The 14100-nt window shown below is 66.6% G+C and carries 11 protein-coding genes; 5 read left to right on the top strand and 6 right to left on the bottom strand.

Going from position 1 to position 14100, the window contains the following annotated elements; all coding sequences use genetic code 11:
- Nucleotides 1–97 precede the first annotated feature (97 nt).
- The 3 genes from pheS to B5F85_RS04285 all read left to right on the top strand — a co-directional run bounded on the left by pheS (nucleotide 98) and on the right by B5F85_RS04285 (nucleotide 4576).
- On the top strand, nucleotides 98–1177 hold the full coding sequence (gene pheS, locus B5F85_RS04295; protein ID WP_087314721.1) for a phenylalanine--tRNA ligase subunit alpha: 1080 nt from the start codon (nucleotides 98–100) through the stop codon (nucleotides 1175–1177).
- 189 nt (nucleotides 1178–1366) lie between these two features.
- A complete protein-coding gene (gene pheT / locus B5F85_RS04290; protein WP_087314719.1) occupies nucleotides 1367–3835 on the top strand; it encodes a phenylalanine--tRNA ligase subunit beta in 2469 nt (822 codons plus the stop codon).
- Nucleotides 3836–3922: 87 nt separating this feature from the next.
- Nucleotides 3923–4576: a hypothetical protein gene (locus tag B5F85_RS04285; protein ID WP_143786129.1), complete on the top strand. Its 654-nt coding sequence runs from the start codon at nucleotides 3923–3925 to the stop codon at nucleotides 4574–4576.
- 268 nt (nucleotides 4577–4844) lie between these two features.
- Here the strand turns inward: B5F85_RS04285 and B5F85_RS04280 are convergent, their stop codons facing one another.
- From B5F85_RS04280 to B5F85_RS04255, 6 genes are all read right to left on the bottom strand, one after another.
- Complete coding sequence (locus B5F85_RS04280; protein WP_087314715.1) at nucleotides 4845–6131, bottom strand: glucose-6-phosphate isomerase; 1287 nt, start codon at nucleotides 6129–6131, stop codon at nucleotides 4845–4847.
- A gap of 9 nt (nucleotides 6132–6140) precedes the next feature.
- Complete coding sequence (locus B5F85_RS04275) at nucleotides 6141–7637, bottom strand: lactate racemase domain-containing protein (RefSeq protein WP_087314713.1); 1497 nt, start codon at nucleotides 7635–7637, stop codon at nucleotides 6141–6143.
- 35 nt (nucleotides 7638–7672) lie between these two features.
- Entirely contained in the window at nucleotides 7673–8512 is an 840-nt protein-coding gene (locus B5F85_RS04270) for a triose-phosphate isomerase family protein (RefSeq protein WP_087314711.1), read from the bottom strand.
- A 45-nt stretch (nucleotides 8513–8557) separates the two neighbouring features.
- Nucleotides 8558–9724, bottom strand: coding sequence for a diphosphate--fructose-6-phosphate 1-phosphotransferase (locus B5F85_RS04265; protein WP_087314709.1), 1167 nt, complete (start codon nucleotides 9722–9724; stop codon nucleotides 8558–8560).
- Nucleotides 9725–9726: 2 nt separating this feature from the next.
- Entirely contained in the window at nucleotides 9727–10884 is a 1158-nt protein-coding gene (locus B5F85_RS04260) for a class II fructose-bisphosphate aldolase (RefSeq protein ID WP_087314707.1), read from the bottom strand.
- 110 nt (nucleotides 10885–10994) lie between these two features.
- Nucleotides 10995–12053, bottom strand: a complete 1059-nt coding sequence (locus B5F85_RS04255) for a LacI family DNA-binding transcriptional regulator (RefSeq protein ID WP_087314705.1) — start codon at nucleotides 12051–12053, stop codon at nucleotides 10995–10997.
- 444 nt (nucleotides 12054–12497) lie between these two features.
- Here B5F85_RS04255 and B5F85_RS04250 point away from each other — a divergent pair, with 444 nt between their 5' ends.
- Together B5F85_RS04250 and B5F85_RS04245 are read left to right on the top strand one after the other, a co-directional pair.
- Nucleotides 12498–13244, top strand: coding sequence for an ABC transporter permease (locus B5F85_RS04250; RefSeq protein WP_239386682.1), 747 nt, complete (start codon nucleotides 12498–12500; stop codon nucleotides 13242–13244).
- Nucleotides 13220–14011 carry an ABC transporter ATP-binding protein gene (locus tag B5F85_RS04245; RefSeq protein ID WP_087314701.1) on the top strand — a complete coding sequence of 264 codons (792 nt, stop codon included), beginning with the start codon at nucleotides 13220–13222 and terminating at the stop codon, nucleotides 14009–14011. Before B5F85_RS04250 ends, B5F85_RS04245 begins: the two co-directional genes overlap by 25 nt.
- The last annotated feature ends 89 nt before the right edge of the window (nucleotides 14012–14100 follow it).

Below are 14100 nucleotides of genomic sequence, written 5' to 3'. Positions count from 1 at the left end.
GCGCGCCAACCGAGGTGGTACCGCGGATCATTCCGTCCTTGGGCAGCAGCACGGCTGCCGTAAGGGCGGTTTTTTAGTAGAGAAGGGACGAGAAGCTATGTCGATGTCCGACGACCTCAAGGCGATTGAGGCACAGGTGGCGGAGGGCCTCGCCGCCGCCGAGAGCATGGAGGCCCTCGAGGCCCTGCGCGTGAGCGTGCTGGGCAAGAAGGGCTCCCTCACGCAGATCATGCGCTCGATGGGCAAGGTCGCCCCGGAGGAGCGCCCCGCGATGGGCCAGCTCGCCAACACCGTGCGCGGCAACGTCGAGGCCGCGCTCAAGGCCCGAAGGGAGGAGCTCGGCCGCGAGCTCATGGAGCGCAAGATGGCGGCTGATGCCTGTGACGTCACGCTGCCGGGCCGTCGCCTCTCCCACGGCACCCAGCACCTCATCTCCCAGATCCGCGAGGAGGTCGAGGACATCTTCTGCGGTCTGGGCTACACCGTCGAGGACGGCCCCTACGTGGAGAGCACCTGGTATAACTTCACCGCGCTCAACGCCCCCGAGGACCACCCCAGCCGTTCGGCCAAGGACACCTTCTACGTGGTGGACAATGCGCCGGGCACCATGCTGCACGCCGAGGAGACCAACGTCCAGGGCGAGTCGGACGTGCTCCTGCGCACCCAGACCTCCGGCGTCCAGGTGCACGTGATGGAGCGTCAGAAGCCGCCCATCTACATGATCTGCCCGGGCACGGTCTTCCGCCCCGACACGGCCGACGCCAACCACCTGCCGCAGTTCACCCAGATCGAGGGTCTCGTCGTCGATGAGGGCATCACCTTCGGCGACTTCAAGGGCACCATGGACTACTTCCTGCGCCAGGTCTTTGGCGAGGACCGCGCTACGCGCTATCGCCCGCACTTCTTCCCCTTCACCGAGCCCTCCTGCGAGGTCGACGTCTCCTGCGGCGTCTGCGGCGGCAAGGGCTGCCGCTTCTGCAAGGGCACCGGCTGGCTCGAGATCCTGGGCGCCGGCATGGTCGACCCCAACGTTCTCGAGTACTGCGGCATCGACTCCGAGAAGTACACCGGATTTGCCTTTGGCATGGGCGTCGAGCGCATCGCCTGCCTGCGCTACGACCTGCCCGACCTGCGCATGCTCATGACCGGCGACATGCGCTTCCTCTCGCAGTTCTGAGACTTCCCCTGGCGCCCGATCTTGGCGCTCAAGCCTTCGGCCGCCGCACGTCAGGCGTGCGGCCTCGGCTTTCGCGCCAATCTCGGGCACCAGTGAAACCCTCAGGCCGGACTTGGGAGGTTATTCCAATCCGGAACCCAAGGTACTTCTCGGTAGATTTGTACTGATCGCGCGAAAAGGAGAAGAGAAATGCGCGTCTCATATGAGTGGCTCAAGAGCATGGTCGACGTGCCGGCGGACCCCGCCGAGCTCGTGGCCGAGTTCACCCGCACCGGCACCGAGGTCGAGGCCGTGGAGAAGGTCGGCGCCAACCTCGAGCACGTGGTCACGGCCCAGGTCGTGAGCAAGAAGCCCCACCCCGACTCCGATCACATGTGGCTCTGCCAGGTCTCGGTGGGCGACAAGAACGTGGACGAGAACGGCAACCCCGTCCCGCTGCAGATCGTCTGCGGCGCCCAGAACTTCAACGAGGGCGACCACATCGTGTGCGCCATGATCGGCGCGGTGCTGCCCGGTGACTTCAAGATCAAGAAGAGCAAGCTGCGCGGCGTCGAGTCCTGCGGCATGAACTGCTCGGCCCGCGAGCTCGGTCTGGGCGACGACCATGAGGGCATCATGATCCTTCCCGAGGACGCGCCGGTGGGCATGGACTTCACCGACTACCTCGGCATGTCCGATACCGTGATCGACTGCGAGATCACGCCCAACCGCCCCGACTGCCTCTCCATGACCGGCATGGCCGTCGAGGTCGCCGCGATGCTCGACGAGGACACCCACATCGAGCTGCCCGCCGTCAAGGCCGAGCAGGGGCCGGACGCCGCCGAGCTCGTCGACGTGACGATTGACGACCCCGAGCTCTGCCCGCGCTACACCGCGCGCGTGGTCCGCAACGTCAAGATTGGCCCCTCGCCGGAGTGGCTCGCGCAGCGCGTCGCCGCCGCGGGCGGACGCTCGATCAACAACGTCGTGGACGTGACCAACTACGTGATGTACCTCACCGGCCAGCCGCTTCACGCCTTTGACCTGGGGACGCTTACCGAGCGCGACGGTCGCCGCCACATCGTCGTGCGCGCCGCGCGCGACGGCGAGAAGCTCGTGACGCTTGACGGCCAGGAGCGCGCCCTCACGCCCGACATGTGCCTGATCACCGACGACGGCGTGACCCCGATCGCCCTCGCCGGCGTCATGGGCGGCCTCGACTCCGAGATCACCGAGGCCACCACCGACGTCCTTCTCGAGAGCGCGAACTTCTCGGCCGGGCACACCTCTCGCACCTCCCGCAACCTCGACCTCATGAGCGAGGCCTCCATCCGCTACGAGCGCAAGGTCGATGGCTCCAACTGCGCCAACGTCGCCCAGATCGCGGCGGCCCTCTTCGAGGAGTGCTGCGGCGCCGAGGTCTGCCCCGGCATCGTCGACGTCTATCCGGGCGAGGCCGACGATGCCCCCGCCCAGATCACGCTGCGCCCGAGCCGTGCGCGCCTGATCGGCGGGGCGGACATCCCCGAGGACTTCATGGTCTCCCGCCTGCGTCGCCTGGGCTGCGCGGTGGAGGCGTCCGGCGATGACGCGCTCGCTGTGACCGCGCCCACCAACCGTCCCGACCTCACCCGTGAGGTCGACCTCATCGAGGAGGTCGTGCGCCTCTGGGGCGAGGGCGACATCGAGCCCACCATCCCCTCCGCCAGAAACCACGCCGGCGGCCTCACCCCCGAGCAGCGTCGCGTCCGCAAGATCGGCCAGGTCCTGCGCGCCTGTGGCCTCTCCGAGACCTCCACGTACTGCTTCGCCGCACCTGACGACCTCTCTCGCCTGGGCATCCCCGAGACCGGCCGCGGCGTGCCCGTGAAGATCATCCGCCCCCTCGTGGCCGAGCAGTCCGAGATGCGCCGCGACATGCTTCCGGGCCTGCTGCGCTCGGTGGCCTACAACCTCGATCACGGCGTCTCCAACGTGGCGCTCTACGAGATCGGCCGCGTCTTCTTTGGCCACGAGCACAAGAGCCTGCCGGACGAGCCGAGCTACGTCTGCGGCGTGATGGCGGGCAAGCGTGCCGACGACGCCTGGAACCAGCGCTTCGCCGACTATGACTTCTTCGACGCCAAGGGCGTGGTCGAGGAGCTCCTCGACGCCCTGCGCGTGAGCAAGGTGCGCTTCAAGGTCGCCGACGCCGAGAAGTACCCCTGGCTGCAGCCCGGCCGCGCCGCCGAGGTCGTGGCCGGTGGCGGACAGATCGTGGGCTGGGTCGGCAACGTCCACCCGCGCGGTCTTGCGGCCATGGGCATCGAGGTGCCGGTCGTTGCCTTCGAGCTCTCCCAGGAGGCGCTGCTTCGCCTCGCCGTGGACCAGCGCCCCTACCAGGACATCCCCACGCTTCCCGGCGTGGACGTGGACCTGGCCATCGTGGTCGACGAGTCTGTGACCTGCGAGACCCTCATGCAGCGCATCACCTCCGCCGGAGGCAAGCTCCTCTCCGACGTGCGCCTCTTTGACGTCTATCGTGACGAGAAGCGTGTGGGCCCGGGCAAGAAGTCCATGGCCTTCTCGCTCACGTATCGCGCGGCCGACCGCACCCTCACCTCCGAGGAGGTCGAGAAGGCCCACGAGAAGCTCGTGACCAAGGTCTGCAAGTCCACCGGCGGCGAGGTCCGTTCCTAGCCTTTGCCGGAGCTTTGGGCCATGGAGCCAAGTCGCGGCCGGGCGCCCTCGGGTGCCCGGCCGCATCTGTCGTGTTAGGATACTCCCATGCCAAGCTGGAACATACATATCGCGCACGTCGAGCGGCTTCTTCGCGAAGAGGGGGCCGATGCCTTGGGCGTGGCCGACGTCAACGCCTTTCTCTTTGGCAACTTCGTGCCGGACGTCTACGTGGGCTACATGGTGCCCAGCCCCAGCTTTCGGATCGACTACAAGCTCACGCACCTCGCGCTGCGCGAGCACATCCCCCTGCCGCGCTACGATGACTTCTGGCGCTTCTACGTGGAGCGCCAAGATCACGTGAGCGATCTTGTGCGCGGCGCGTGGGCACACCTCGTCGCTGACCACGTCTACAACGCGCACACCCGGGCCTATCTGGCCTCCGTTGGCGTGAAGCCGGGGGAGCGGGCGCGCGTGGGCAAGCAGGCGGACTTCGCCCTCTTTGGGCGCACCCTCGACATCTCGATGGTCCCGCACGTCGACGACGCGCTGGTCGCTCAGTGTGCCGACTTCCCCATGTACTCGATCGCCGAGAAGGACGTGCTCGCCGCGGTGGAGGTCGCTCGCGACATCGTGGAGCAGAACCGTGCCGAGCACGTGACGGGAGAGCCCATCTACCAGCTGCTCTTCGCGGAGTTCTTCGAGACCGCGCGCAAGGAGGCGCACGACACCATCGTCTCCGGCCTCAAGGCCCTCTGTTAATTGGGGACAGTCCCTGCTGATTGGGGACGGGTTATTTCGTGCAGACCGTTTGGGACAGGGTTCATGGGAAACCTGTCCCAAACGGTCTGCACGAAATAACCCGTCCCCAATCAGCACGGCAGAGGGACGGCCAAGCTTGACAATATAACCTGACGCGATTGACAACTTGACAATATAACCTGACGTGATTGTCAAATCAGCGGAGGCCGGCCAGACTCGGGGGTAGGAATCTGGCCGGCCAGGGAAGGGGGGACTGCCGAAGGTCCCGCTACCTGCCGAGCGTCTGGAACATGAGGCGCTTGTACGCCTCGACGCCGGGCTGGTCAAAGGGGTTCACGCCGAGGAGCTCGGCGGAGAGATAGCACGAGAACATGAAGAAGTAGAACAGGCGACCCAGGTGTTCCTCGTCGAGGCGGTCGAGCTCGATGGTGGGGCAGGGCAGCGTCTGGGCGTGCGCCGCGCGCGAGGCGGAGAAGCTCGCCTTGTTGACGTCCCAGAAGTCGGCGCCGTCGAGGTAGCCAAAGCGGTCATCGATGTCCTGCCCGCCGAGGACGAGCGAGTCCTCGTCTCCAGGCTCGAGCACGTCGAGGAAGGTCTCCATGATCTGCGCCGTTCCGTCCTGGACGTACTGCCCCAGACTGTGAAGCTCCTCGGAGTACTCGGCCGAGGCCGGGAACAGGCCGCGCCCATCCTTGCCCTCGCTCTCGCCAAAGAGCTGCTCGTACCACTTGGAGAACCAGCGGAAGCGCGGCTCGAAGAAGCTCAGGAGCTCGACGCGCAGCCCTGTGTCCCGGGCAAGGCGTCGCGCAAGCGCGTAGCGCCAGGCGGGGTTGTCCGCGGGGTCTGCCGCAGCATCGCGCAGCAGGGCCTCCTCGGCGCGCCCTCCGGCCACCAAGGCGCGGACGTTCACGCCGGCAAAGGCCAGCGGCAGCAGGTGCACCTCGGTGAGCGCGGTGTAGCGGCCGCCCACGGGCTCGGGGAAGGTCGTGAACGCGTAGCCGTGCTCGCGACAGAGGTCCTCGAGGTGCGATCCCGGCGTGCCGCAGCAGACGATGCGCGACGCTGCGTCCTTCTCGCCGTATCGCGAGACGAGCCACTGGCGCAGCAGCCGGAAGGACGACCCGGGCTCGAGTGTCTCGAAGTTCTTGGCCACGCAGTCGATGACGACCTCATGGCCCTCCAGGTCCTCGAGGGCGCGCCGCAGCTCGAAGGCCGAGAGCGTGTTGCCGGAATAGACGACGCGATGAGTGCCGTCAATCGAGCCGTCGCGCGCGCCGAGGGCGGCGAGCGCGGCCCGGGCGGCGTTGTTGGAGCCGCCCACGCCGATGAGGACGAAGGTGTCCGCACGCTCGCGCAGGCGTGCCGCGAGGGCTTCGATCTGCGCGATCTTCTCGTCGGAGGCCCAGTCGTCCACGTGGAGCCAGCCGAGGGAGTCCGCGTGACGCTCCTCACCGGCCTGGCAGCGCGCGAGCACCTCGGCGCACGCGGCCGAGGCCCGGGCGACCTCCTCGGAGGTCACCCGGGCACCCAGGTATGTCTCGTTGAGCCCCAGCATCTCAGGACGCTAGCAGCCGCAGGGGTGCGCGGGGGCGTCGTCGCGGAAGTGGCTGTTCTGGGACGGGTCCTTCATGCACAGGTGCGGCACAGCGCGGTTGTAGGCGTGCGGCAGCGCGAGGATGTTGGGGTTGCCGTCGGTGTACTTGCGCGTGGCGTCCGCGATGGCCTCCTCGAAGGTCGGGCGGGTCTTGAGGCCCATGGTGCGGGCGATGCCGGGCTTCTGCGCGCCCACGATGTAGGTGGCACTGAGGTACTTCTCGGCAAGGTTGCCGCAGGTCATCATGCTGAAGCCGTGGAACGGGTGGAAGGCGTTGGCAAAGCGGTACTTGCGGATGTACTCCTCGTTAGTGGCGAAGTACTCGCCGTACTTGATCATCTCGTCGAGGGTGTTCATCTTGTCGGACTGCCAGAGCTCCCACTGCTCGCGCAGGTACGGCCAGCGCTCGTCGTGGAACCAGCCGTTGCAGTAGCTGGCGATGACAAAGACGCAGTGGTCGGAGAGGATGCGCTTGTGGCGGATGACCTGGGCGGAGACGGCCTGCATCATCTGGATGGGGTTGGTGCCCATGCCGTCGCCGTAGTGGAAGTTGGTGGGCATGCCCATGACCACGATGTCGTACTTCTTCTCGGCCCAGTGCACGTAGGTGCGCTTGTCGGCGAGCGCCCAGGAGACGGGCTGCATCTCGGCGGCATAGCCCGAGAAGATCGCGATCTGGCGGCTCCAGGTGTCGAGCACCGCGTCGCAGCAGAAGAACTTCTTGCCCATCTTCTCTTCCATGAACATGCCCTGCTGGTCGAACTTGTCGCGCATCAGGGAGGAGGTGGAGACGGGGACGAAGTCCGGTCGGCTCATGACGCGCGGCACGTGGTGGGCGCTGATCGAGCGCCAGTGGGTGATGCCGGTCGCGCAGTGCTTGTAGCCTCCCGAGTAGCCGCCGTAGGGGTTGCCCTGCGTGTGGCCGATGAGGATGGCGATGTCGGCGTCATAGACGTACTTGTTCATGATCACGTGGTCGCCCTGCGGCGTGAAGCCGAGGTCGACGAGATGGTCGTAGTCCTCGGAGTCGTGGCTTGTGATCTGGCCGGTGCCCTCGAACTCGTTGTAGAGGTCCTCTCCCAGGATGAGCTTGGCCTCGGCGGTGGAGGTGCGGGGGTGCAGGCCGTTGGAGAAGAGCAGCAGCACGTCGTCGTGGGAGACGCCGTTGGCGAAGAGCTCGTCGAGGCAGGCGCGGATGGCGACCTTGCGGTGTGAGGTGGGCTGCGTGCCGCCCTTCACGATGTCGGGGATGACGATGACGACCTTGGCGCCGGGGTGGGCGAGGTCGGCGAGCGGCTCCATGCCGATGGGGTTGCGGATGCTCTCGAGCGTGGCGTTGTAGAGGCTGTCCCAGTCCTGCGGCAGGCACTCGGGGTCCTTGACGGTCTCGCCGGTGACAAAGACGTCGGTGGTGTCGGGGAGCTCGGCGCCCATCATGCCGGTGCCCCACTCGAAATCAAGATGCATGACGTTTCCTTTCTCGTTGTGCGACGCGGTGCGTTCTACGCGTTCAGGTACAGGTCGACGATCTGGGCGTACTCCTCCGGGTAGAAGCCGATCTCGCCGGTGAAGCGCGTGAGGGCGATAAGACCGCCGTCGATCTCGGGGATGCCGGCGAGCATCTCGGCGTTGTCGGCCTTGAGGCCGCCGCCGTAGACCACGTCGACGCCGGGCACGACGCTCTTGATGAGACGCGCGACCTTGGTGATGTAGGGGGCGTCGGCAGGGGTCTTGCCGGGGCCGATGCTCCAGACGGGCTCGTAGGCGATGCGGACGCCGGAGAGGTCGGCCCCTTCGAGGCCCTGGGTCACTTGGGCGGTGAGGACGGCCTCCCAGTTGTCGACCTCCTCCTCGCGCTCGCCCATGCAGAAGAGCACCTTGAGGCCGGCCGCCTGCGCGGCGCGGACCTCGCGGGAGAGGATGCGGCTCACGGCCGCCTCGACGTCGGCCGGGGCAGCCCCGACCTCACCGAGGATGGCGCGGAGGTTCATGCGCTCCTCGCAGTGGCCGATGAGCGCCCACGAGCAGCCGAGCTGGGCGACGGAGTTGCCGGTGCGCAGCGTGGTGAAGGCGCCGAAGTTGCCGCCGGGGGCGGTGTCTGCCACGTGCACGCCCTGGCAGCCGATCCCGAGCGGGCTGCCCTCGGCGCCGGCGCAGGCGCCCACGAGGTGCGCCTCGGGGAGAAACGCGGCGAACTCCGCGACCTCGCCGTACTTCTCTGCCACGTCCTTGATGGAGGAGGCGACGGTCTCGCCCCAGCGGGCGGGCTCGGCGAGGCGGTTGACGCCGCCGAGCTCGGGCGTGATGTCAAAGCGCTTGAGGTTGAGGAAGATGTGCTTCATGAAGGCTCCAATCTGATGGTCTGGCGGTCGCGGCGCTCCCTCGCGTCACACGAAGCTCGCGAAGCGCGGCAGCTCCGGCCCCAGAAGCGGCCGGCACCAGCTGCGGAAGGCATCGGTCACGCCGTTGCCGCGCTCGTTGATGTACTCGTCCGGCATGGTGCGCTCATCGAGCATGACCTGCTCGATGGGGATGCGGATGAGACGGGACTCGTAGGGCTCGTTCGAGAGGCGCTCGATGCCCACCATCTTGCCGGAGTCGCCCTCGAGCACGGCGCGGGTCGCCTCGCGGCCGCAGCCGATGGCCTCCTCGCGGTCCACGGGGCTCTGCCAGGCGATCGACGCGCGGCCGATGAGGCCGGGCTTCTCAGAGCGCGCCTTGTAGCCGAGCTCGGAGATGACGAGCTTGGCGAGGTGTGCCGAGACGTCGCCAAAGTAGGTGGCGCGCCCCACGGTCATGAGGGGAGGCGCCACCGGCGTTCCGTCAGCGGCGTGCAGACCCTCGCTCACCACAACGACGCCCGAGCCCTTCTCGTCGATCAGACGCTGCGCGTCGTCGAGGAAGGCGCGCTCGTCGAACGCGCGCTCGGGAAGGTAGATGAGATCGGGGCCGCCGGTGCCGGACTCGTCCGCGAAGCAGCTCGAGGCGCTCACCCAGCCGGCGTTTCGGCCCATGGCCTCGACGATGACGATGTGGATGGGCAGGCCGCGCACGTCGCAGCAGATGGCCGAGGTGGTGGCCGCCATGTAGCGCGCCGCGCTCGCGAAGCCGGGGGCATGGTCGGTCACGGCGATGTCGTTGTCCATGGTCTTGGGGATGCCCACGACGTCGATGGGCACGCCCCCCTCGTGGCAGGCGCGCCAGATCTTGCCGCAGGTGTCCATCGTGCCGTTGCCGCCGGTGCACAGAAGCCACCGGATGCCCTGGCGGTCGAGCGCGTGCGCGAGCTCGCGGTAGTCCTCGTCCTCGAGGGGCTTTCTGCTCGTGCCGATGGCCGAGGAGGGCGAGAAGGGCAGCAGGTCGAGTTTGTCGCGCGACACCTGGCCAAAGTCGACGAGGTTGCCGTCGGTGATGCCGCCCACGCCGCCCAGGGCGCCGAGGACCCGTCCCACGCCAGGCGTATTCAGGGCCTCGTCGACGGCGCCGTAGAGCGAGGCGTTGATGACGGCGGTCGGGCCGCCGCCGTGGACGACGAGCAGGCCGTCTGCCTCCATGGCTAGATCCCCGCCTTCTCGTAGCGCTCGGCCATCTCGTCGAGCGTGGCGAGCTCGACGTCGGGGTAGTGACCGTAGCTGCCAAACTCGACGATGAGGGTGGCCACGGCCTCCTTCACGCCGGCCTCGATGGCGGCGACGAGCGCCGCGCGGTCGTCATCGGCGACCACGCCGTACATGACGGTGTCGTACACGGGCGGGAGGAACGCGCGCGGGTCGGGGTTCTCAGGGTGCTCCTTGAGCAGCTGCCAGACGCCGCCGATCGACGGGCTCTCCTGGAGCTCCGGGCGCGTGGCGAAGAGCTCGCGCATGTTGCGGGTGACGGCGAGGCGGATGTCGGTGTCGACGTTGATCTTGTTGATGCCGGCGGGGATGGCGGCCTTGAGCTCGGAGAGGCTGATGCCGTAGGCGTTTTGGATGTTGCCGCCGAGGGCGTTGATCTCGCGCACGATGTAGCCCGGCACGGTGGAGGAGCCGTGGCTCACGAGAGCGCAGTCGAGCCCCTCGTGGGAGAGGCACTCGCGGATGGCGATGGGGATCTCGCGGCGGAGCTTGACGTCTTTGCCCTTGGAGGGGCCGTGCATGGTGCCGTAGCTGATGGCGAGGGCGTCGACCTTGGTGTTGCGCACGAACTCGACGGCCGTGAGCGGGTTGGTGTAGGTGCTCGACGCGGCGAAGACGTGGTCCTCCACGCCGGCCAGCACGCCGAGCTCGCCCTCGACGGAGACGCCGCGCGGGTGGGCGTACTTGACGACCTCGCGCGTGAGCTCCATGTTCTCCTCGAGCGGCAGCGACGAGCCGTCGATCATGACGGAGGTGTAGCCGCCGGCGATGGCCGCCTTGACGCTCTCCATGTCGCGGCCGTGGTCGAGGTGCAGGACCACCGGGATGGGGCTCTTCTCGCCGTACTTCTTCACGGCGTCGCCGATGTTCTTGGCGCCCACGATCTTGTCCTCGACCGTGCCGTTGGCAAAGTCGGCGCGCCCGCCCATGAAGGCGTTGGCGAGGTCGGCGCCCTGCAGGATGGCGGCGCTCCTCAGCATCTCGTGGACCTCGATGACTGCCTTGGCCTGGCAGACGGCGTTGACGTTGAACGCGCCCTGGGCGTAGCCCCCCTTGCGCGCGGCGTCCAGGACGGGCTTGAGCGGTACGAGTGCCATGTGACCATCTCCTTGTTCGTGGCCCGGCCTCCCGGGCGCTTTCCCTTGCGTTCCTTGGTCGTTCGGTCGTGCCTTGCGATGTCCGACAGACGGGGCCGAGCCCCGCCCGCTTAGTGCCGACGGGGCTCGAGCTTGGGCTCGATGACGTTGGTGAGCTTGATGATGCGCGCCGAGGGGGCGCCCCCGCGCATGAGCGAGAGGACCTCCTCGGCACAGGCGATGCCGGTCTCGTAGTTGGGCAGGCGCGTGTAGAAGTTGGCGGCGAGCCAGTTCTCGCCGTTGTTGGCGAGCTCCGCGTAGATGAGGTTGCGCTCCGGGGCGATCTTGCGGAAGAAGTGCGTCCACGTTGCCCAGCTCGTGATGATCGCGTCACCGTCCTCGGCCTCCGTGAGCAGGTCGCGAGCCGTCTCGATGAGCTCCTCGCTCAGCTTGATCCCGTCCTCGGTGCTGCCAACGGTGTAGCGCTCGTCCCAGACGTCGATGTTGTGCAGGTCGATGGGTGCCTCGCGTACGAGCAGCTCGGCGCCGGACGCCTCGCAGATGTCGCGAACGCCCTGCTCGCGAAGGCGCTCCTGGGCAGTGTCGACCTGTGGTCTCAGGTAGAGGACGCGTCGGCAGCCGCGCTCCAGGATGCGCGAGGTGATCAGGCGCGCCCCGCCGCGGTAGTCGAGGTCCACGGTGCTGTAGGTGTCCGCCTGCTGCTGGCAGTCAAAGACCACGAGCGGCGCCGACTCGTCGGAGAGGATCTTGAGGCTCTCGGGGTCGGGCCCCTCGTTCTCGATGCCGATGAAGATGATGCCGCCCACGCGCCCGGCGAGGTAGGCGCTCGCATAGTCCGCGTGCCCGAGGGCGTCGGCCCGGTTGCCGAGGAGCAAGACGTTGTAGCCCTCCTCCTCGAGGCGCGTCTGTATGCCAAAGGCCATCTGGCTGAAGCGCGGGACCGAGAGGTTTCTGCGCAGGACCACGCCCACGCAGGGGACGGTGCGGTTTCTGAGCGTGCGGGCGTGCGCGTTGGGCATGTAGTTGAGCCGCCGCACCGCCTGGAGCACCCGCCGGCGCGTCTCCGGTCGGATGGACTGGCCGGGCGTGTTGTTGATGACGTAGGAGACGGTCGCGGCGGTGACCCCGGCTTCCTGCGCCACATCCTTGAGCGTGGTCCGTTTCCGCATTTCCGCCTCCCATCCTCCTAGACTCACTTTTTCGATTAAGTGAGATAGTACCTGTTTACCATGACACAGGCCACATATTGAGAAGAACTTGGAGAATCGCGCTCACGGGTCAAAATCGACCGTTTATCGAGTTCAACTGGTTAACAAGTGCTGAACGGTACCAAATCGGCCCCCAGCGGACCTTACGTCAACTTTACACTAGGAAATCTCCAAACGGTGTGTTTAGATGTGCAGTAACTTAATCGTTTGAGTGCCGGACGATTGGGTTTGAGCGCTTCAAGGCTCTTCTCGCCCCCTGGGCTCTGTGGTCTTTTGCACGTCGCACGCGCGTTCGCCGGATGCTCTCGTCGCGCCTCCATCAGCGTCTCAAAAGGGGAGGGGCACGGCGGGATGAAAAGAAGGAGGCCGTCATTGAAAGAGAAGAAAGTACCCATCTGGAGTAAGGTGCCAAGCTGGGCTTGGGCACTGATCTCCCTGGCGCTGGCGATAGCTTTGTGGCTCGCCGCCTCCGGCACGTGGCCGGCGGTCTTCGCGTCACCCGAGAAGGTCCTCAACGCCTTCATCGAGCGTGCCCAGAGCGGCCTGCTCTGGGAGCACGTCTGGGCCTCCGTGTCCCGTGTCCTCACGGGCTTCGGCATCGCCTTCGTGGTGTCGATTCCGGTCGCCTTCCTTATGGCGTGGTACGATCCGTTCCGCCATGTCGTGGAGCCCTGGATCCAGTTCATCCGCAACATCCCGCCGCTGGCGTACGTCTTCTTGATCATCGCCGCCCTCGGCATCGGCCAGACCTCCAAGATCACGGTCATCTTCATCGCGGCGTTCCTGGTCATGGTCATCACCATCTACCAGGGCGTCAAGGGCGTTGACGTCACGCTCATCAAGGCGGCGCGCGTGCTCGGCGCCACCCAGAAGGACATCTTCTTCAAGGTCACCATCCCCGCCTCCACCCCGTTCATCCTCGTCGCGGCGCGCCTGGGCCTTTCCACCTCGCTCACCACGCTCATGGCGTCCGAGATCGTCGGCGGCGACAAGGGCATCGGCATGATGATCCAGCAGGCGAGCGGTTACTACCAGATGGACGTCGTGCTCCTGGGCATCATCATGCTCGGCATCATCGGCATCTGCTTCGAGAAGATCGTCCGGTTCCTTGAGAGGAGGTTCACGGGATGGCAGGAAACGATTCAGCAGTAAAGGTCCACATCGAGAACGTGGTCAAGAAGTTCAACACCCGCAAGGGCGAGGTGGTCGCCCTCAACGGCGCCAACTTCGACATCCACGAGAACGAGTTCGTGTGCGTCGTCGGGCCGTCCGGCTGCGGCAAGTCCACGCTCCTGAACATCATCGGCGGCCTCGAGGAGCCCACCGAGGGTCGCGTCCTCGTTGACGGCCAGGAGGTCACCGGCCCCGGCCCCGACCGCGGCATCGTCTTCCAGCAGTACGCGCTGTTCCCGTGGCTCACGGTCCTCGAGAACGTCAAGTTTGGCCTCAAGCTCCAGGGTAAGTCCGACAAGGAGGCCGAGGAGATCGCGCTCAAGTACATCAAGCTCGTCGAGCTGCAGGACTTCGTGCAGTCCTACCCCAAGGAGCTCTCGGGCGGCATGAAGCAGCGCGTGGCCATCGCCCGCGCCTACGCGGTCAACCCCAAGGTCCTTCTCATGGACGAGCCGTTTGGCGCCCTTGACGCCCAGACGCGCACCCAGCTCCAGTCCGAGCTGCTCGAGACCTGGGAGAAGGAGCAGAAGACCTGCTTCTTCATCACCCACGACGTCGAGGAGGCCATCATCCTCGCCCAGCGCGTCATCATCATGTATGCGCGCCCGGGCCGCGTGAAGGAGATCGTGGACATCGACATCCCGTATCCCCGCACGCAGGAGACCAAGATGAGCCCGCGCTTCCTCGAGCTCAAGAACCACATCTGGAGCCAGGTCTACCAGGAGTACCTCTCCGTCCGCAAGTAGGTCCGACCTTGTTTTGGCTTTACGCGGGGCCCAGTCCCCGAAATGGGAGGGAAGCGAGAAGAACTCGCCTCCACGAGAAAGGAAACGAT

The sequence above is a fragment of the Olsenella sp. An293 genome, from assembly GCF_002159495.1.
GTDB lineage: Bacteria > Actinomycetota > Coriobacteriia > Coriobacteriales > Atopobiaceae > Thermophilibacter.
This window is presented reverse-complemented; position numbering and strand designations above follow the sequence as displayed.